Below are 18,599 nucleotides of genomic sequence, written 5' to 3' on the forward strand. Positions count from 1 at the left end.
ATTTTCTTTTAACACGTCCCGTTTTCGCGGCTCGCAGCCTCTGGAGGCTTCCATGGAAAAGCGTCAAGAACTCTATGCCGGCAAGGCCAAGTCGGTCTTTGCCACCGACGATCCGTCTCGCGTGATCCTGCAATTCCGCGACGACACCAGCGCCTTCGACGGCGAGCGCATGGAGTCGTTGGCGCGCAAGGGCATGGTCAACAACTGCTTTAACGCCTTTATCATGGAGACGCTGGCGGCGGCGGGAGTGCCGACCCACTTCGAGAAGCGTCTTTCTGCGACCGAGAGCCTGGTCAAGACGCTGGCGATGATCCCGGTGGAGTGCGTGGTGCGCAACATCGCCGCCGGTGGCCTGGTCAAGCGCCTGGGCGTCTCAGAGGGTCAGGAACTCACCCCGCCGACCTTCGAGCTCTTCCTGAAGAACGATGCCTTGCACGACCCGATGATCAACGAGTCGCTGGCCGAGACCTTCGGCTGGGCCACCCTCGATCAGCTGGCCGAGATGAAGGCGCTGACCTTCAAGGTCAACGAGATACTCAGGGCGCTTTTCGCCGACGGCGGCATGCTGCTGGTGGACTATAAGCTGGAGTTCGGCTTGTTCGAGGGTCAGATCGTGCTGGGCGATGAGTTCTCACCGGATGGCTGCCGGCTGTGGGACGCCAAGACCCGCGAGAAGCTCGACAAGGACCGCTTTCGCCAGGGCCTGGGCGGCGTGATCGAGGCCTACGAGGAGGTAGGCCGCCGCATCGGTGTAACATTCGCCTGATCGGATCGGTTTTCCGATCGCGTCGGGAAGCGCTCAGGCCGCGACGATCTCTACCACCTCTATCCGCGTACCCTCGTCCGTCGCAATGGCTTGAAAGCGCACGTCCACGTCACGCAGGCGCACGCCATAGATGCGCGTCTCGGCGCCACGGTGGTAGGCCGGGCGAGGGTCCTGTGCCAGCACCTGGGTGACCAGCTCGCCGAGGGAGTCGCCGTCGGGACGTTCGGCCAGTGTCGCCTCTGCGCTGGTGCTGAACGCTACCGAGAGCAGGGCAGGCGCCTTGGGGGCAAAGCCGGCGCGGGCATCGGGGCGCGCCTCGGCCCAGGGCAGGTAGGGTTTGATATCGATCACCGGGGTGCCGCTGACCAGATCGGCACCGCCCAGTATCAGGCGTACTCCACGTCGTGTGTCGACCTCAACGAGTTCCACCAGTGACAGGCCCAGGCGGTTGGGGCGATGGGTGCTGCGGCTGGCGAACACGCCCACCTTGGCGTTGCCGCCCAACCGCGGTGGGCGCACCAGGGGGGGCCAGCCCTCCGCGCCGCCCTGCTCGGGGCTGAGGTGGAAAAGAAAGGTCAGCCACAGGTGGCTGAAATCCTCCAGACCGCGCACTGCCAGGGGGTCGTCGAAGGGAGGTACCAGGATCAGGCTGGCACGGGCCGCCGGCGCCAGGCCGGGCTGGCGAGGGATGCCGAACTTGTCGGGGTAGTCACTCTCTATGAACCCGATGGGTGACAGCGTGAAGGCGTGATGAGGTGGCGTCTCGGTCATGGGGGAATTATGCCCGTCGCAGGGCCTGGCGGCGAGGGGATTGGCCCAGCGGTTGTGCTTGTGTAATCTTTCGGCAACGCACATGGCTACGGGACTTTCATGAACGACACGCTGATGCCGGCCGGCATTGAGGCTCAGCCCCCCGGGGGCGCAAGAATCTGCTATCGCCAGGCTCGGGCCAGGGACGCAGCCGATCAGGCCGAAGTTTTCCACCACGCCGTGATGCAGGGGGCTATGTCCCATTACAGCGTGGCACAGCGAGAGGCTTGGGCATCAGTTCTGCCTCGTGATGCCAGCGCATGGGCGGCTCGCCATGCGCTTTTCACTACCCTGGTGGCCGACTGTGACGGGCGCTGCGTAGGCTTTCTGGAATTGGACATTCCCCGTGGGCGTATCGAGACGCTATACGTCTGGCCGTCGCTGTCGCGACGCGGGATCGGTTCCACCCTGCTGATACATGCCGAGCGTCTGCTGATGGAGCACGGACACGACCTGGCCCACATCGAGGCTAGTCTGGTACTGGTCGAGCGACTGGTGAGGCGTGGTTGGCGAGTCGTTGGCGAGGAATGGGTGGAGCGCGGCGGTGAGCAGCTGTGTCGGTCCCGTCTTGAGAAGCGTCTCACCGCCGTGGAGACCTGAGCCTCCTTCATTGCCTTAGGGCTATTGGATGATTCGCATGGAGAGGTCGATCGCCTTGATGTCCTTGGTCAGGGCACCGCTTGAGATGCAGTCCACGCCGGTCTCGGCAATGGCACGCAGGGTGGTCTCCTCGACATTGCCAGAGGCCTCCAGGGTCGCCCGGCCGGCGCTGCGCTGGACCGCCTCGCGCATCTCATCCAGGCTGAAATTATCCAGCATGATGATGTCAGCCCCGGCCGCCAGAGCCTGATCCAGCTCTGCGAACGTTTCCACTTCCACTTCTACCGGTAGGTCACGAGCAATGTTGCGCGCCTCGCGCACCGCGGCCTCGATGCCACCGCAGGCGGCAATATGATTCTCCTTGATCAGGAAGGCGTCCCACAGGCCAATGCGGTGATTGTGGCCGCCGCCACAGGTGACCGCGTACTTCTGAGCCAGGCGCATCCCCGGGAGGGTCTTGCGCGTGTCCAGCAGGCGAACGCCGGTGTCTTGAATCAGATCCGCATAGTGGCGGGTGCGGGTGGCAGTGGCCGAGAGGGTCTGAAGCAGGTTCAGTGCAGCGCGCTCCCCGGTGAGCAGGCTGCGGGCGGAGCCCCGGAGCTCCAGAAAAACCTGGCCGGCCTCGAGGTGATCGCCATCGGCGGCGTTCCAGTTCAGGCTCACCGTGACGTCGAGGCGCCGGAACAGTTCATCGACCCAGGCGACGCCGCACAGCACGCAATCCTCGCGGGTGATGACTCGGGCGCATGCCGTGGCATCACTGGGAATCAGCTGAGCGGTGATATCGCCCGGGCCCAGATCTTCGGCCAGCAGCCGAGCGGCGGCGGCGCGGATTTCTTCGATGAGCTTGTCGTGGTAGGGCAGGGCATCCTGGTAGTCCATGCGGGGCACTCGTAGGGTTGAAGCCGGCGCGGGGTGGCCGAGGTGATCGGTGGCGATCATTATAGGGAATCCATGGGGTTCACGTCAGGGGATACCGATGCCCATCAAACAGGGATGGCTTGAGGGTGCGCGGCGGGTGCCGTCACCCAACTGTGATGAGAGGCCCGATGGCGAAGTCTCGCTGCTGCTTCTGCACTCCATCAGCCTGCCGCCCGGCGAGTTCGGCGGCGAGCATATCGAGCGGCTGTTTACCAACTGCCTGGACCCTGCCGACCATCCCTTTTTTGCCGAGATCGCCCATCTCAGGGTCTCCGCCCATCTGCTGATCCGCCGCGACGGCGAATGCGTGCAGTTTGTGCCGTTTCACGGCCGCGCCTGGCATGCGGGCCGCTCCCGCTGGTGCGATGGGCTGCGTGAACGCACCTCGCTCAACGATTTCGCTATCGGTATCGAACTCGAGGGTGATGAAGTCTCGCCCTATCGCCTGGCCCAGTATCTTGCGCTGGCGCGAGTGACTGCCGACCTGCTGGCGGTCTACCCGATGTTGGAGGAAACACGCATCACGAGTCACGCTCGTGTGGCGCCGCTGAGAAAATCTGACCCCGGCCTCGCCTTCGACTGGGCCTTTTTTCGGCAGCGGTTGGCACGTGGTGCGATGCTCGATCAGCCTCAGGCCTAGCAGCACCTTGTTCTGGTCGTTCGCTCGCTTCATACGGTAGTTTACTTACAACTGCTTGTCCTCGGGCGAATTGCTCAATGCGAAGTCCTGCTAACCCATTGTGTTGCGGTGCAATAATCGATAATTGGAATTTCTTTCCAAAAAAGCTTGAATTGGCAGGTCGGCTTCTTTGGGGTATCTTTCACCCAGAAGCGGCGGTTAATGCGCGTCGTCATGTAAGAAAACTACACAATGTTAGTCGGCTGATTCTCACTTACGAGAAAATGCCTAGATACCCGCGAAGGCGGGTGCAAGTTACACCATCGTCATTCGGAGAGACGTCATATGAGTCTGGAGGCAAGAGAGGATCTCGATCCGGTCGAGACCACGGAGTGGCTGGAATCCCTGGAATCGGTGCTGGATCGCGAGGGCGATGAGCGTGCCCGGTTCCTGCTGACGCGCCTGGCGGATCGTCTGCGCCGCGACGGGACCCAGTCTCCCTTCTCGGTGACAACCCCGCATCGCAACTCCATCCCGGTGCACCGTGAGGCGCCTCTGCCGGGGGATATCTTCATGGAGCGGCGGATTCGTTCGCTGGTTCGTTACAATGCTATTGCCCAGGTAATTCGCAACAACCGCGCCAAACCTGGGCTCGGCGGTCATATCGCCAGCTTCATGTCGGCGGCGACACTTTATGACGTTGGCTTCAATCACTTCTTTCGCGCACCGAATGGCGATTTCGAAGGAGATCTGGTTTACATCCAGGGCCATGTGGCGCCGGGCGTTTACGCTCGCTCTTACCTGCTGGGTCGCCTCTCCGAAGAGCAGATGGACAAGTTCCGTCAAGAGGTTGATGGCGACGGCCTGTCATCCTATCCCCACCCCTGGCTGATGCCTGATTTCTGGCAGTTCCCGACGGTCTCCATGGGCCTTGGGCCCATTCAGGCGATCTACCAGGCCCACGTGATGAAGTACCTTCATTCACGTGAAATGAAGGACATGTACGACCGCAAGATATGGTGCTTCATGGGCGACGGCGAATGCGACGAGCCTGAATCCCTGGGTGCCATTCACCTGGCAAGCCGCGAGAAACTCGACAATCTTATCTTTGTCATCAACTGCAATCTGCAGCGTCTCGATGGTCCAGTTCGTGGCAATGGCCGCATCATGGATGAGCTCGAGGGCGTCTTCCGCGGTGCGGGCTGGAACGTGCTCAAGGTGGTCTGGGGTCGGCTGTGGGATCCGCTGTTCGAGAAGGACAAGAAGGGCATCCTGCAGAAGCGCATGGACGAGGCGGTCGACGGCGAGTATCAGAACTTCAAAGCCAATGACGGCGCCTATACCCGTAAGCATTTCTTCGGCAAGTATCCCGAGACTGCCGAGATGGTTAAGGACATGTCCGACGAGGACATCTGGAAACTTAACCGTGGCGGGCACGATCCTTTCAAGGTCTATGCGGCTTACCACGAGGCGACCCATACCACCAATGGCCGTCCCACAGTGATCCTTGCGCACACCGTCAAGGGCTATGGCATGGGCAGCGGTGACGGTGAGGCCGCCAACGAGGCCCATCAGGTCAAGACCATGGAGTACGAGGCGCTCAAGACATTCCGAGACCGCTTCGGCATTCCGTTGAACGATGAGCAACTCAAGGAAGTGCCGTACTACAAGCCGGAAGACGACTCCCCCGAGCTTAAATACATGCATCTCCAGCGCGAGCGACTGGGCGGCTTTGTGCCGAGCCGGCGCAGCGATTTCGAGGCGCTGGACATTCCTCCCTTGGACGACAAGATATTCGCCTCCCAGACCGGAGGCTCCAAGGGGCGTGAGGTTTCCACGACCATGGCCTTCGTGCGTGTGCTTAACGGCCTGGTCAAGCACAAGGAGCTCGGTTCGCGGGTAGTGCCCATCATTCCCGATGAGGCACGTACCTTCGGCATGGAGGGGATGTTCCGTCAGCTCGGTATCTACACCTCCGAAGGTCAGAAATACGAGCCGGTCGACAAGGGCCAGATCATGTTCTATCGCGAGGATCAGAAGGGCCAGATCCTCGAGGAAGGCATCACCGAGGCTGGCGCCATGTCAGCCTGGATCGCCGCAGCGACCTCTTACTCGAACAATAACATCACGCTGCTGCCTTTCTACGTGTACTACTCGATGTTCGGCTTCCAGCGTATTGGTGATCTGGCCTGGGCCGCGGGCGACCTTCAGGCCCGTGGTTTCCTGGTCGGCGGCACAGCGGGGCGCACTACCCTGAACGGTGAGGGCCTGCAGCATCAGGACGGTCATAGCCATCTGCTTGCCTCCACGATCCCCAACTGCCGCAGTTACGATCCGACCTATGCCCACGAGGTGGCGGTGATCGTCCAGGATGGTTTGAAGCGCATGTTCGCCGACAAGGAGAACTGTTTCTATTATCTGACGGTGATGAACGAGAACTACGAGCATCCCGAGCTCGAAACGGTACCTGCCGAAGACATCATCAAGGGCATGTACCTACTGCGCGAGACCCAGGGCGACAAGGGGCGCGTGCAGCTGATGGGCTCCGGCACCATCCTGCGCGAGGTCGAGGCCGCCGCGGCAATCCTCGCGGAGGAGTGGGGGGTAGGCGCCGATATCTGGAGCGTCACGAGCTTCAACGAGCTTCGCCGTGAAGCCCTGGAGATCGATCGCCAGGCCTTCATCAATCCCGATGCCGAGCCAGGCAAGCCTCATGTGACCCGTTGCCTGGAAGGTCGCGAGGGACCGGCAGTTGTCTCCACCGACTACATGAAGCTGTTTGCCGACCAAGTTCGCGCCTGGGTGCCCACCGACTACCATGTGCTAGGGACCGACGGCTTCGGCCGCTCCGATACCCGTGAGAAGCTGCGCGCCTTTTTCGAGGTCGATCGTTATTACGTGACCGTCGCCGCGCTCAAGGCGCTGGCTGACCGTGGCGAGTTGGATCGCAAGGTCGTCGGCGAGGCGCTTAACAAGTACGGCATCGACCCGGCCAAGCCCAACCCGCTTGAGGTGTGAGGCGCCGACCGACTGATCCGTTGGCATGGCGGGCCGCTGGGCCCGCCCCCGTCAAGAGTTTGAAGGAGCGCGACCTTGAGTAGCGAAATCATCAAAGTTCCGGACATCGGTGGCGATACCGATGTGGAAATCATCGAAATCGCGGTGGCCGTGGGCGATACCATCGACCCAGAGGACACCTTGATCACGCTGGAGTCCGACAAGGCCAGCATGGATGTACCTGCCCCAAAGGGCGGCAAGGTGCTGAGGGTGCTGGTGAAGGAGGGCGACACCGTCTCCGAAGGTGACGACATCGTTGAAATCGAGGTGGAGGGGAGTGGCGAGTCCGAGGTCACCGCTGCCGACAAGGACACTGCGTCACCCGCCGAGTCTGCCCCCGAGAAGGCGTCTGCTCCGGCTGCGGAGAAGTCCGCTGCCCGGACCGGCGGCGGTGGCAAGCAGACCGTCGATGTCAAGGTTCCCGACCTCGGCGGTTCTTCGGATGTGGAAATCATCGAGGTGGCGGTGGCAGAAGGTGATGAGGTCTCCGCCGAGGATACGCTGATCACTCTGGAGTCTGACAAGGCCTCCATGGATGTGCCTAGCCCGCATACCGGTAAACTGGTTTCGCTGACGGTCAAGGAAGGCGATACGGTCTCCGAGGGCGACGTGATCGGCACCATGGAGATCGCCGGCGAGGGCGGCGAGTCCGAGTCAGCCGCGTCTGAGCCGGAGCCTGAGGAGGCTGTCGCGCCTGAGCCTGAAGAAGAGCAGGAGGCGACGGCTTCCGGCGAGCCCGAGCGGAAGGAGATCCGCGTGCCGGATCTCTCAGGGTCCTCCGATGTACCGATCATCGAAATTGTCGTGACTGCCGGTGACGAGATCAACGAGGAAGACCCGCTGATCACCCTCGAGTCCGACAAGGCCTCCATGGACGTGCCGAGCCCCTTCAAGGGCAAGCTGCTCGAGCTCACTGTCAAGGAGGGCGATACCGTCTCCGAGGGTGATCTGATCGGCTATATGGAAGTGGCCGGCGCGGCCAAGCCGAAGGCAGCGGATAAACCTTCCGAGTCAAAGGCTCAGGCATCGAAGTCGGATGCACCGAAAGCCGAGAAGCCGTCATCGACCCCGAATGGGAGGCCGAGCCCCGAGGCCCAGATGGCTGCTCACAAGCCTCGTGACGGCAAGCTGGTTCACGCTGGCCCGGCGGTACGCATGCTGGCTCGCGAGTTGGGCGTCGATCTCGGCCAGGTCAAACCCAGCGGTCCCAAGGAGCGGGTGCTCAAGGAGGATGTCAACGCCTATGTCAAACAGGTGATGGCGAGCCAGGGCCAGGCCCAGGCAGCGACTGGCGCGCCGGCAGCGTCAGGTTCCGGCATTCCTCCCATCCCGGACCAGGACTTCAGCCAGTTCGGCGAGGTAGAAGAGAAACCCATGGGTCGCCTGATGAAGATGGGCGCCACCAACCTGCATCGCAGCTGGGTCAATCTGCCACACGTCACCCAGTTCGACGAGGCCGACATCACCGAGTTGGAGGTCTTCCGCAAGTCCATGAAGGCCGAAGCGGAGGCTCAGGGGGCCAAGCTCACGCCGCTGCCCTTCATGATCAAGGCGTGCGCTTATGCCCTGCGTCAGTATCCGCAGTTCAACGTCAGTCTGAGGGCCGACGGCGAGTCGGTCGTGTGGAAGAAGTACGTTCATATCGGCATCGCCGTGGATAGCCCGGACGGTCTGATGGTGCCGGTGATTCGCGATGCGGACAAGAAGTCGCTGATCGACATTGCGAAGGAGTCCGTGGAGCTGGCCAAGAAGGCACAGACCAAGAAGCTCAAGCGGGATGAGATGACCGGCGGCTGCTTTACCATCTCAAGCCTCGGTTCCATTGGTGGCACCGCCTTTACCCCCATCGTCAATGCCCCGGAGGTGGCCATTCTCGGCGTTTCCAAGGCGTCGATGAAGCCGGTGTGGGACGGCAAGGCCTTCGAACCGAGGCTGATGATGCCGCTATGTTTGTCTTATGACCATCGGGCGGTCAACGGCGCCGATGCGGCGCGCTTCACTGCGCTGCTGGCCCAGCTGCTGAGCGATATTCGACGCCTGCTGCTGTGACCTAGAGGTACTTTCCGGCGGTTCTGGCAACACCACGACGGCGCCTTAGGGCGCCGTCGTTTCTTGGGGCGAGTCTAGGGCAATAGTCGCCAGACCAAAGTGTTATTCGGCCTCGATATAATTGATCTGCAAGACTTTATTGGCCGAGCAGGGGGCAAGCTGCAGGGGCAGTGCTTGTGCCTGACCCGGGCCGCGGTTATCGTTTCACATCATTTATTTCTTCACTAATGACAGCCATTTGTACTTGAGGACAAGAACATGCGATTGATCCTGTTGGGCGCCCCGGGTGCCGGCAAGGGCACCCAGGCCCAGTTCATCTGCGAGCGCTTCAACATCCCGCAGATCTCCACCGGCGACATGCTGCGTGCCGCCGTCAGGGAGGGCAGCGAGCTGGGGGTCAAGGCCAAGGAGATCATGACCAGCGGTGGCCTGGTGTCCGACGACATCATCATTGGCTTGGTGAAGGAGCGCATCAGCCAGCCCGACTGCGAGAGCGGTTTCTTGTTTGACGGCTTTCCGCGTACGATTCCCCAGGCAGATGCCATGAAGGAAGCGGGCGTTAAGCTAGATCACGTGCTGGAAATCGCTGTGGAAGACGAGGAAATCGTCAAACGCCTTGCCGGCCGCCGCGTGCACCAGGGGTCGGGCCGCGTTTATCACGTTGAGTACAATCCTCCCAAAGAAGTCGGCAAGGATGACGTCACCGGCGAGGCGCTTATCCAGCGCGATGATGACCGAGAGTCCACCGTGCGCAACCGCCTGGCGGTCTACCATGAGCAGACAGCGCCGCTGGTTGACTACTACCAGGCCTGGGCCGAGCAGGATCCCGAGGCCGCCCCGACCTACCATCGCGTGGAAGGCATCGGCAGCGTCGACGACATCAAGGCCCAGGTGCTCAAGGCGCTGGAGGGTTAACCGCTCCATACTGGTCGTGGCTTTCCCGGCGCCCCTTGGCGTTGCAGACAGCCCCCTACTCGATGGCCCGCCTTGGCGGGCCATCGTCGTTTGCGGTCCTGCCACGTATAATGGCCACCCTGTTCCTCCTGCGATGGTTGTGCCATGTCGATCCTGCTGGCCCTGGATGCCTCTTCGAGCGCCTGCTCCGCCGCCGTGCTGCGGCGCCGCGCGGGCGCCGACGATGAACTGTTCACCCGCTTCGAAATGGCGCCGCGGGCCCACACCCGACGGCTGCTGCCCATGGTCGACGAGGTGCTGGCCGAGGCCGGCGTGCACCCCGCTGAACTGGACGCCGTAGCCTACGGCCGTGGCCCCGGCTCCTTTACCGGTCTGCGCATCGCCGCCGGCGCCGCCCAGGGGTTGGCCTATGGTCTCGATCGTCCGCTGATCGGTGTTTCTACCCTGGCGGCACTGGCCCTGGGTGCCCACCGCCGCCATCACTTCCGCTGGATGGTCACCGCCCTGGATGCGCGCATGGGCGAGATCTATGTGGCGGCCTGGCAATGCCGCGATGGCCTGCCGGAGCCGCTCCTCGATGAGGCGGTGATATCGCCCTCGCGTCTGTGCCTGCCGTCCGGCCATGACGATCACGATTGGGTGGGGATTGGTTCTGGCTGGGGCCTTTGGGAGCAGATACCCCTCGAGGTGCAGGCGGAGATGAGTCAGCGTCTGCCGGAGGCAGAGGCCGATGCCGCCGATATGGCGCTGCTGGCCATGGCCGAGCTGGAAAAGGGGGGCGGCCAGCCGGCTCATCTGGTTCAGCCTGTCTATCTGCGCAACGAGGTGGCCTGGAAGAAGGCGAGGTGAGCGCGCTGCCGCCGGTGGCGGTGCACGATAAGGCGCTGAGCGCCTTGGCCGAGCGCCTGGGGCTGCCTATTGGTGGCGAAGCGCAACTCACCCTCGAGTGCTGCGATGGCCGTCTGGTTCTTGCCGGCGATGCCAAGCGCTATGGCCACCCGCTGGCGGTTGAGTTCGCCAGCGGCACGGTGGCTCATCGTCGCCGCTTCGGGGGTGGGCGTGGGCAGCTGATTGCTCGCGCTTGTGGTCTGGCCCAGGGGGTGACGCCATCCATTGTGGACGCCACGGCGGGACTTGGCCGCGACGCCTTCGTGTTGGCCAGTCTTGGTGCGCCGGTGCTGCTGGTGGAACGTGTGGGGGTGATCTTCGCCCTGCTCGAGGACGGTCTGGTCCGAGCGTTGAGGGATGTCGAGATCGCCGAGATTGCCGCCCGCATGACACTGATTCACGGCGATGCGGCCACGGAGCTTGAGGCCCTGATAGCGGCGGCTGACTTCCCGCCCCAGGTGATTCACCTGGACCCCATGTTCCCTCATCGCGAAAAGTCAGCGCTGGTCAAGAAGGAGATGCGGTTGTTCCGCACCCTTGCCGGAGACGATGGGGACGCGCCACGCCTGCTGGAGGCGGCCTTGGATGTGGCCACCCATCGGGTGGTGGTCAAGCGCCCACGAAAGGCGCCGCCCATTGAGGGGCCGCCACCGCGCCACGTGATCGAGGGCAAGACCAGCCGCTACGATCTCTACGTTCACCAGGCTCTGCGCGCTGGCTGATCAGCCCTGGCGGGTCACCAGTTGCAAACGGTGGCGCAGGGTAGGGTCGAGCAGCCGTTGCGATTGGCCAGCGGCCTCGCGGAGTCGGTCGTCGTAAACCAGTCGCTCCTCGTCTCGCCACAGCCAGCCCTCCCGCTCCAGACTCTCTATCAGACTGACGAACAGCTGGGGATCGAAGAATTCAGGGGCGTCACGCCCCGAGAGCAGTGCCAGCCGCTCGGCCAGTTGGCGCCCTTGGTCGGCCAGAGCCTCGGCGGTGAGCCTGCCGGGGCCGGCGTCGAGCAGTACGGCGAGCAGCAGGTAGCCGCGCTCCAGCGATGGCTGCATCAGCTGGCCCAGCTGAATGAGGCCCTCGCCGGCATCCAGCGGCTCTACTCGGCGCTGCCATCCCGTCTCGCCGTGCTCCAGCAACCCCAGTTCGGTCAGCACTCCCAGCATGACGAAGATCGCTTTGCGCAGCGAGGGGGGCGGTTCGACCATCAACTCGCGAGCGAGGATCGGCCAGCCGGGAGCGAGGAGTTCCTCCAGATCGTCAAGATCGTGGTCCGCCTGGTGGCGAAAGGCGAAAGCGGTTAGCCCGGCGAGGGCGAAGAGGTGCAGGACATTATTGCGGTACCAGCCCAGCAGGGCGGATTGGGAAGCGTCGGCCAGCACGATGTCGCCCATCGGGTGCTCCCGTCGCTGCACCATACCCAGCGCCAGGGCCTGGTCGATCCATTCCGCGGGAGAGCCCGGTGGCAGGCTTGTATAGGCGGCGCCTGGCAGGCGGCGCTGCAACTCGGCGAGCAGGTCGAGCTGGCGCTCAAGCAGGCGTATCTCGATGGCGTGGTGGGGGGTGGCCAGCACTGCCAGAGCCACCAGGTTGATGGGGTTGAGGGCCGCGGCGGCGTTGATGCGCCGGCAAAGGGTCTCGCCGAGCCGCGGTACCACCTCGTCGAGCCAGGCCGGACGAGTCTCCCGGGACTCACGCCAATCGCCGCCCACCTCGTCATCCAGGAAATTGGCCAGCAGCAGCGGCTCGCCCACATTGACCGAGACGCGACCGAAGGGCTGGCGAATCTGGCGAAACACTCGCAGCAGGGCGAGGGGGCTCTCCTTGCGTTTCTTGCCGCCGCGAAGCTCTCGCTGGTAGCTGGCGCTCTCAATGATCCTTTCATAGCCGATATGCACCGGAATGAAGGCCAGCGGTTGGTGGCGGCCTTCGGTGGCGCTGCGCAGGAAGGAACGCAGGGTCATGGCCACCATCCCGGGGCGGGCCGGCAGCATGCGGCCGCTGCGTGAACGTCCTCCCTCGATAAAGTATTCCAGCGGGTGGCCTCGCGAGATGAGTCGATGCAGGTAGGCGTTGAACACTGCTGCATAGAGCCGGTTGTCGCGGAAGGTGCGGCGCAGAAAGAACGCGCCGCCGCGTCGCAGCAGCGGGCCGATCAGCGGCATGTTCAGATTACGTCCGGCGGCGATGTGGGGTGGCATCAGTCCATCGTGGTAAAGCACATAGGAGAGCAGCAGATAGTCGATGTGGCTGCGGTGGCAGGGCACATAGACCAGGGTATGGTCGCCGGCCAGGGCCTTGACCCGCTCGAGGCCACGCACGTCGACACCATCGTAGAGCCGGTTCCACAGCCGGCGCAGCAGGCCGTCCATGAAGCGCAACACCGGATAGGTCATGTTGGAGGCGATCTCATGGCCGTAGCGAAGGGCGCGACGCTGGAGGCGCTCTGCCGAGGGGCGCCCCTCGGCAGCCATCGAGGTGATCACTTCGCGTACTTCCGGGCTTCTGGCCACCCCCTCGATCAGGGTGCGGCGGTGGGAGAGGTCGGGGCCCAGCACCCGCGTGCGCACACGACGGAAATGCACCCGCAACAGCCGTGCGGTCTTGCGGTTGGTCAGCCGGGCGTCCGCGTCACGAGCGCCAGGCAGATCGCCAAGCCGCAGCGGGGCGCCGAAGTGCACTTCCACGCTGCGGCGATTGACCAGTACCGAGAGCAGACGGCGCAGGCGTCCGGTGAGCTGCCAGCTATCCGCGGCGACCATTCGCCAGAAGCCAAAACGCTTGCCGGGTGCGCGTCCCCAGAAGATGCTCACCGGCACCAGTTGGACCTCCTGGCCGGCTTCGTCCAGGCACTGCTCGATGAGCGGCCGAAAGGGGGCCTCGGGCCGGGGGCGCCCTCGCCAGAGCCGGCGGCGCGGTGCCGGCAGGGCGAGGCAGGCCGCCAGCTCCATCTGGCCGACGCGTCGTCGTCCGCCTGCCAGAGGCAAACCGTAACGTCGGGTCAGCGAGGCCAGCAGGTAGGCGTCGCTGATGGCCGGGCGAGGCAGCACATAAACCACCGGTAGGCTTGGTTCGAGCGCCAGCGCCTCGGGCTCGGGCTCGATCAGACGCGGCTTGACCCAGGCAGCGATCAGCCAGGTCATCAGCGCGCGCAGAGGGATGGTGAGAAGGTGACGCAAGGCCATCCGTTTGCCCCGATGCAGGAAAGGGAAAGAAAAGGCCAGTATAGTCTCCCGGCAGGCATCGGGTCAGGCCTGCGGCCCAGGACGGGGAATCTGCCATGCACGGTATCTGGAGGGAAGGCAACCACTTCGAGCTCTTGCCCGAGGCGAGTCGCTTTCTGCCGGCCATGTTCGAGGCGCTGGAACGCGCCGAGTCATCGATCCTGATCGAGCTCTATCTGATGGAGTCTGGGCGCCTGGCCTCGGCGCTGATTGGTGCTCTGATCAAGGCCGCTGAGCGCGGCGTCACGGTGATGTTGATGCTCGATGGCTACGGCGCCATGGGACTCTCGAGCGAGGATCGCCAACGCCTGGAAGCGGGCGGCGTGGCGCTGCGTTTCTTCAATCCGCTAGGCTTGCACTCCTTGGCCCGAAACCTGACACGGGACCATCGCAAGCTGGTGGTGGTGGATGGTCGAGTCGCTTTCACCGGCGGCTTCGGTGCCGTGGACGAGTTCCTCGATGCCTGGTACGAGGTGGCCATGCGAATCGAGGGACCGGTAGTGGCCGATTGGGTGCGTCTGTTCTGCCGGCTGTGGGATTCGCCTCTGACCCGCGGCAGCGGTGCCTCTGAGCTGGTGCACGGGCTCTCTACCGAGACCCACCAGGCCGAAGGTTACCGGGGCATGACAGGACGGGTGGTATGGGGCCAGGGCTATCGCTATCAGGCCATTCGCCATTCACTGCATCGTCAGATAAACGGCGCTCGCCATCGAATCTGGATCTGCACGCCCTATTTCGCGCCCACTTTTAGTCTGCGCCTTCGCCTGGCCCGGGCCGCCCGCCGAGGGGTGGACGTAAGACTGCTGCTGCCGGGTGATATCCACGACCATCCCGGGGTTCGCTACGCCGGCCAGCGCTTCTATGGCCGGCTGCTCAAGGCCGGGGTACGCATTCATGAGTTTCAGCCCAACTTTATCCACGCCAAGTTCTCGCTGATCGACGACTGGGTCACCCTGGGCTCCTGCAACTTCGACCACTGGAGCCTGCACTGGAACCTGGAAGCCAATCAGGAGGTAGTTGATCGGCGCCTTGCAGGCGAGGTGGCCGAGCTATTCAAGCGCAACTTTGCCGCCAGCCACGAGATCGATCCTCAGGTATGGTCCCGGCGCCCGCGCTGGCAGAGGCTGAAGGAGTGGCTTTACGGCAGCCTGGACGGAATGCTGTCCCGGCTGAGATAGCGTCGAACCGCCAGGCTATCCGGTAGCCCGGGTCGGCGAGGCAAGGCCTTCCGCTAGAAAGCCCCCAAGGGGCGCTGCTAATCGAGAACGCACTGCTTTACCGCTTTCCCTTGCTGCCACGCCCTGCGGGCTTCTTTCTGCGTGGGCTGGGTTTGGGGGTCTCCGGCGGTACGCGGTAGTGCAGATAGAGGTCCAGTACCAGCTCGGGCAACTGGCGCACCAGACCCTCCAGACGCGTGCCCTCACCAACGAATTCGGCCATATCGGGCTCGTCGTCGAATAGCCCAGAGAGCGCCATGAAGGGCAGCAGCAGGGTGGCGGCAGCCTCCTCGTCTTCCTCGAACCAGGCTGCTTCGTCCAGGAATACCCCCTCCATGAAGCCGGCGCACCAGTCGCCGATGGGCGTCTCCTCGGCGGCCAGATCGTCCAGGGTAAGTTCGAAGGGCAGTTCCGGTAGCTGCCCCTGCTCGAGTGCAGCGATGGCGTTTCGGCGAAGCTGGTCGAGCAGTCCGAGAATCTCCTCTCGCTCGGAAGCGTCATGGAAATCCGGTTCGCCCTGGAAGATCTCTGCCACCCAGGCGGCCGGGTCTGCCTCGCTGGGCGCTACCGCCAAGGCCACCAGGAAACCGTGGCTGCCTATCAGGTCGAGAGCATCCTCGCCAACCCGGTCGGAGGCCAGGAATTCGTCCAGGCGGTCGAGTTGATCGTCGTCGAGCAGGGGTTCGGGCTGGGGTTCAGGCTGGGAGGTATCGGACATCGTCACTCTCGCGGGCTGGAGGGCAGGAACGGCACTTTACGCCTGACAGTCGAGGGGCCATTCTAGCACCCCATGACCCGACCCGCGCTTCCTACCCCTGACCTCGACCGCCTCGCTACCCTAGAGGGCGAAGCGCTGCTTGCTGCCCTGTATGCGCGGGTAGAGTCCGCCTGGCGGCTGTGTCGCGAGGTGCATCCGGGGCTTCCCCGGCCCCAAGTCTGGTGTGACCTGCGCGGGAAATGCGCCGGACAGGCCCATTTCGGGCGGGGTGGACTACGCTTCAATCCGGTGTTGTTCGCCGAGAACCGCCGGGAGTTCATGGTGGAAGTGGTGCCCCATGAGATGGCCCACTGGCTGGTCCACCACTTGGAGGATGGATGCCGGGCTCGCCCTCACGGCCGTGAGTGGCAGACGGTGATGCGAGGGCTGTTTGGCTTAACGCCCCGCACCACTCACCGTTTTGACACCGGTCGCTCCAGTCCCGCACCCCACCGCTATGCCTGTGACTGTCGCGAGCATGGGTTCAGCACCCGGCGCCACGCGCTGGCGCGGCAGGGGCAGCGCTACCGCTGCCGTCACTGCGCTCAGACCTTGGTCTATCTTGGGGTTTGAGTGCTTAAAATAGGTGCTTAAAGCATTGTTATTAAAAGGAAATTTGCTCATACCAATGTCTAAGTGGAAGTAGCGTCAGGCAGGGGTATGCTGACATCACCTTAAATGGCACCGGTCACTCCCAGACAATGACAATTCACGGCCGGCCGGTTTCACTCACTTGACGGGGCCATCCCAAATATAGAGGCACTCCTATGAGCGATCAGCAGAACGTTTACCCGGTGCGCGATGATATCGCCGCCAAGGCCTGGGCCGATAAGGCGACATATCAGGCGATGTACCAGCAGTCCGTGAACGAGCCGGATACCTTCTGGGCCGAGCAGGCCAAGCGAATTGACTGGGTCAAAGCCCCCTCAAAGATCAAGCACACCAGTTTCGATCCACACAACGTGGACATTCGCTGGTTCGAAGACGGCACGCTGAATGCCAGCACCAACTGCATCGATCGCCATCTTGAACAGCGCGGCGACCAGACCGCCATTATCTGGGAAGGAGATGACCCCAACGATTCGGCCCACATCACCTATCGTGACCTCCATGAGCGTACCTGCAAGCTGGCCAATGCCCTGAAAGAGCTGGGCATCGGCAAGGGCGACGTGGTCACACTCTATATGCCGATGATCCCCGAGGCCGCCGTGGCCATGTTGGCCTGCGCCCGTATCGGCGCGGTGCATTCCGTGGTGTTTGGCGGTTTCTCTCCCGATGCTCTGGCCCAGCGCGTGGTTGGCGCCAACTCCAAGCTGGTGATCACGGCCGACGAGTCCGTGCGTGGCGGAAAGCATGTGCCGCTCAAGGATAATGTCGACGCGGCCCTGACTCGCGACGGCACCGAAATCTGCAAGAATGTGCTGGTGGTCAAGCGCACCGGCGGTGAAATCGAGTGGAACGATGGCCGAGACGTCTGGTACGCCGACGTGGTCGACAAGCAGTCCGCCGACTGCCCTGCCGAGGAGATGAATGCCGAGGATCCGCTGTTCATTCTCTACACTTCCGGCTCCACCGGTGCGCCCAAGGGCCTCAAGCACACGACCGGCGGCTACATGGTCTACGCCAGCCTGACCCACCAGTATGTGTTCGACTATCAGGACGGTGAGATTTACTGGTGCACCGCAGACGTCGGCTGGGTCACCGGCCACAGCTACATTGTCTACGGTCCGCTGGCCAACGGTGGTACTACCCTGATGTTCGAGGGCGTGCCCAGCTATCCGACCCATGGCCGTATGGGCGATATCGTCGACAAGCACAAGGTCAACATTCTCTACACCGCACCCACTGCCATCCGCGCCCTGATGGCCCATGGCGACAGCGTGATGGACTCCAGCCAGCGCGACACCCTGCGCATCCTCGGGTCGGTGGGTGAGCCCATCAACCCCGAGGCCTGGGACTGGTTCTACCGCGTCATCGGTAACTCCAAGTGCCCGATTGTGGATACCTGGTGGCAGACCGAGACCGGCGGCATCATGATCGCCCCGCTGCCCGGTGCCACGGATCTCAAGCCCGGTTCCGCCACCCTGCCGTTCTTCGGCGTTCAGCCGGCGCTGTTCGACAGCGAGGGCAACACCCTCGAAGGCGCCGTGGAAGGCAACCTGGTGCTCACCGACTCCTGGCCGGGTCAGGCACGCTCCATCTGGGGTGACCATGAGCGCTTTACCCAGACCTATTTCTCCACCTACAAGGGCGTCTACTTTACCGGTGACGGTTGCCGTCGCGATGAGGACGGCTACTACTGGATCACCGGTCGTGTCGACGATGTGATCAACGTCTCTGGCCACCGTATGGGGACTGCAGAGATCGAATCCTCCCTGGTGGCCCACGATGCCGTGGCCGAGGCCGCCGTGGTGGGCTTCCCCCACGATATCAAGGGTCAGGGTATCTATATTTATGTGACCCTGAACGGCGATGTGGAGCCCACCGACGAGCTCAAGAAGGAGCTGACCCAGTGGGTGCGCAAGGATATCGGTCCGATCGCCTCGCCAGACGTCATCCAGTGGGCCCCGGGCCTTCCGAAGACACGCTCCGGCAAGATCATGCGCCGCATCTTGCGCAAGATTGCTGCCAACGAGTGCGACGGCCTGGGCGATACCAGCACCCTGGCCGATCCGGGTGTTGTCGACGAGCTGATCGAGAACCGCGCAGTTCGCTGATTGTCGCGTCGCTGTTCCCTTGCAGAGCCGGCCTTATTGGCCGGCTTTTTGCGCCAGCTCAATAA

The 18,599-nt window shown here is 63.2% G+C and carries 15 protein-coding genes; 11 read left to right on the forward strand and 4 right to left on the reverse strand.

The window, feature by feature from the left end; genetic code table 11:
• Positions 1-52: 52 nt before the first annotated feature.
• Positions 53-766, forward strand: coding sequence for a phosphoribosylaminoimidazolesuccinocarboxamide synthase (purC, locus tag ACFODV_RS03855; protein WP_379754925.1), 714 nt, complete (start codon positions 53-55; stop codon positions 764-766).
• A gap of 33 nt (positions 767-799) precedes the next feature.
• Here purC and tsaA read toward each other — a convergent pair whose 3' ends face one another.
• Positions 800-1,537 carry a tRNA (N6-threonylcarbamoyladenosine(37)-N6)-methyltransferase TrmO gene (tsaA, locus tag ACFODV_RS03860; RefSeq protein ID WP_379754928.1) on the reverse strand — a complete coding sequence of 246 codons (738 nt, stop codon included), beginning with the start codon at positions 1,535-1,537 and terminating at the stop codon, positions 800-802.
• A gap of 99 nt (positions 1,538-1,636) precedes the next feature.
• Between tsaA and ACFODV_RS03865 the strand changes: the two genes are divergently transcribed.
• The gene (locus tag ACFODV_RS03865) at positions 1,637-2,176 is read left to right on the forward strand and encodes a GNAT family N-acetyltransferase (RefSeq protein WP_379754931.1); all 540 of its coding nucleotides are present in this window, start codon (positions 1,637-1,639) and stop codon (positions 2,174-2,176) included.
• A 21-nt stretch (positions 2,177-2,197) separates the two neighbouring features.
• Here the strand turns inward: ACFODV_RS03865 and nadC are convergent, their stop codons facing one another.
• Complete coding sequence (nadC, locus tag ACFODV_RS03870) at positions 2,198-3,058, reverse strand: carboxylating nicotinate-nucleotide diphosphorylase (protein WP_379755591.1); 861 nt, start codon at positions 3,056-3,058, stop codon at positions 2,198-2,200.
• Positions 3,059-3,155: 97 nt separating this feature from the next.
• Here nadC and ampD point away from each other — a divergent pair, with 97 nt between their 5' ends.
• From ampD to ACFODV_RS03900, 6 genes are all read left to right on the forward strand, one after another.
• The gene (gene ampD / locus ACFODV_RS03875; RefSeq protein WP_379754933.1) at positions 3,156-3,737 is read left to right on the forward strand and encodes a 1,6-anhydro-N-acetylmuramyl-L-alanine amidase AmpD; all 582 of its coding nucleotides are present in this window, start codon (positions 3,156-3,158) and stop codon (positions 3,735-3,737) included.
• A gap of 324 nt (positions 3,738-4,061) precedes the next feature.
• Complete coding sequence (aceE, locus tag ACFODV_RS03880) at positions 4,062-6,734, forward strand: pyruvate dehydrogenase (acetyl-transferring), homodimeric type (protein ID WP_379754936.1); 2,673 nt, start codon at positions 4,062-4,064, stop codon at positions 6,732-6,734.
• Positions 6,735-6,809: 75 nt separating this feature from the next.
• Positions 6,810-8,822 (forward strand): pyruvate dehydrogenase complex dihydrolipoyllysine-residue acetyltransferase, encoded by a 2,013-nt coding sequence (gene aceF, locus ACFODV_RS03885; RefSeq protein ID WP_379754939.1) that lies wholly within the window; start codon positions 6,810-6,812, stop codon positions 8,820-8,822.
• A gap of 258 nt (positions 8,823-9,080) precedes the next feature.
• Complete coding sequence (gene adk, locus ACFODV_RS03890) at positions 9,081-9,737, forward strand: adenylate kinase (RefSeq protein ID WP_379754942.1); 657 nt, start codon at positions 9,081-9,083, stop codon at positions 9,735-9,737.
• Positions 9,738-9,881: 144 nt separating this feature from the next.
• Positions 9,882-10,586: a tRNA (adenosine(37)-N6)-threonylcarbamoyltransferase complex dimerization subunit type 1 TsaB gene (tsaB, locus tag ACFODV_RS03895; protein ID WP_379754945.1), complete on the forward strand. Its 705-nt coding sequence runs from the start codon at positions 9,882-9,884 to the stop codon at positions 10,584-10,586.
• A complete protein-coding gene (locus tag ACFODV_RS03900; protein ID WP_379754948.1) occupies positions 10,583-11,347 on the forward strand; it encodes a class I SAM-dependent methyltransferase in 765 nt (254 codons plus the stop codon). The genes tsaB and ACFODV_RS03900 overlap by 4 nt, the downstream gene beginning before the upstream one ends.
• On the opposite strand, the gene plsB is transcribed toward ACFODV_RS03900, so the two are convergent.
• Positions 11,348-13,804: a glycerol-3-phosphate 1-O-acyltransferase PlsB gene (gene plsB / locus ACFODV_RS03905; RefSeq protein ID WP_379754951.1), complete on the reverse strand. Its 2,457-nt coding sequence runs from the start codon at positions 13,802-13,804 to the stop codon at positions 11,348-11,350.
• Between the two features lie 95 nt (positions 13,805-13,899).
• Between plsB and ACFODV_RS03910 the strand changes: the two genes are divergently transcribed.
• The gene (locus ACFODV_RS03910) at positions 13,900-15,021 is read left to right on the forward strand and encodes a phospholipase D-like domain-containing protein (RefSeq protein ID WP_379754954.1); all 1,122 of its coding nucleotides are present in this window, start codon (positions 13,900-13,902) and stop codon (positions 15,019-15,021) included.
• A 97-nt stretch (positions 15,022-15,118) separates the two neighbouring features.
• Here the strand turns inward: ACFODV_RS03910 and ACFODV_RS03915 are convergent, their stop codons facing one another.
• Complete coding sequence (locus tag ACFODV_RS03915) at positions 15,119-15,778, reverse strand: YecA/YgfB family protein (RefSeq protein ID WP_379754956.1); 660 nt, start codon at positions 15,776-15,778, stop codon at positions 15,119-15,121.
• 72 nt (positions 15,779-15,850) lie between these two features.
• On the opposite strand from ACFODV_RS03915, the gene ACFODV_RS03920 reads away from it, so the two are divergent.
• Positions 15,851-16,390, forward strand: coding sequence for a SprT family zinc-dependent metalloprotease (locus ACFODV_RS03920; RefSeq protein WP_379754959.1), 540 nt, complete (start codon positions 15,851-15,853; stop codon positions 16,388-16,390).
• A gap of 194 nt (positions 16,391-16,584) precedes the next feature.
• The gene (gene acs, locus ACFODV_RS03925; protein ID WP_379754962.1) at positions 16,585-18,534 is read left to right on the forward strand and encodes an acetate--CoA ligase; all 1,950 of its coding nucleotides are present in this window, start codon (positions 16,585-16,587) and stop codon (positions 18,532-18,534) included.
• Positions 18,535-18,599 lie beyond the last annotated feature (65 nt).

The organism is Halomonas tibetensis (genome assembly GCF_042643535.1).
Lineage (GTDB): Bacteria > Pseudomonadota > Gammaproteobacteria > Pseudomonadales > Halomonadaceae > Halomonas > Halomonas tibetensis.

What these genes read in the sequence shown, in the direction of transcription:
- adk (WP_379754942.1), top strand. Translation starts at nt 9,081, where the DNA reads ATGCGATTGATCCTGTTGGGCGCCCCGGGTGCCGGCAAGGGCACCCAG.
- ACFODV_RS03910 (WP_379754954.1), top strand. Translation starts at nt 13,900, where the DNA reads ATGCACGGTATCTGGAGGGAAGGCAACCACTTCGAGCTCTTGCCCGAG.
- plsB (WP_379754951.1), bottom strand. Translation starts at nt 13,804, where the DNA reads ATGGCCTTGCGTCACCTTCTCACCATCCCTCTGCGCGCGCTGATGACC.
- ACFODV_RS03920 (WP_379754959.1), top strand. Translation starts at nt 15,851, where the DNA reads ATGACCCGACCCGCGCTTCCTACCCCTGACCTCGACCGCCTCGCTACC.
- acs (WP_379754962.1), top strand. Translation starts at nt 16,585, where the DNA reads ATGAGCGATCAGCAGAACGTTTACCCGGTGCGCGATGATATCGCCGCC.
- purC (WP_379754925.1), top strand. Translation starts at nt 53, where the DNA reads ATGGAAAAGCGTCAAGAACTCTATGCCGGCAAGGCCAAGTCGGTCTTT.
- tsaA (WP_379754928.1), bottom strand. Translation starts at nt 1,537, where the DNA reads ATGACCGAGACGCCACCTCATCACGCCTTCACGCTGTCACCCATCGGG.
- tsaB (WP_379754945.1), top strand. Translation starts at nt 9,882, where the DNA reads ATGTCGATCCTGCTGGCCCTGGATGCCTCTTCGAGCGCCTGCTCCGCC.
- ACFODV_RS03915 (WP_379754956.1), bottom strand. Translation starts at nt 15,778, where the DNA reads ATGTCCGATACCTCCCAGCCTGAACCCCAGCCCGAACCCCTGCTCGAC.
- nadC (WP_379755591.1), bottom strand. Translation starts at nt 3,058, where the DNA reads ATGGACTACCAGGATGCCCTGCCCTACCACGACAAGCTCATCGAAGAA.
- aceE (WP_379754936.1), top strand. Translation starts at nt 4,062, where the DNA reads ATGAGTCTGGAGGCAAGAGAGGATCTCGATCCGGTCGAGACCACGGAG.
- ampD (WP_379754933.1), top strand. Translation starts at nt 3,156, where the DNA reads ATGCCCATCAAACAGGGATGGCTTGAGGGTGCGCGGCGGGTGCCGTCA.
- ACFODV_RS03865 (WP_379754931.1), top strand. Translation starts at nt 1,637, where the DNA reads ATGAACGACACGCTGATGCCGGCCGGCATTGAGGCTCAGCCCCCCGGG.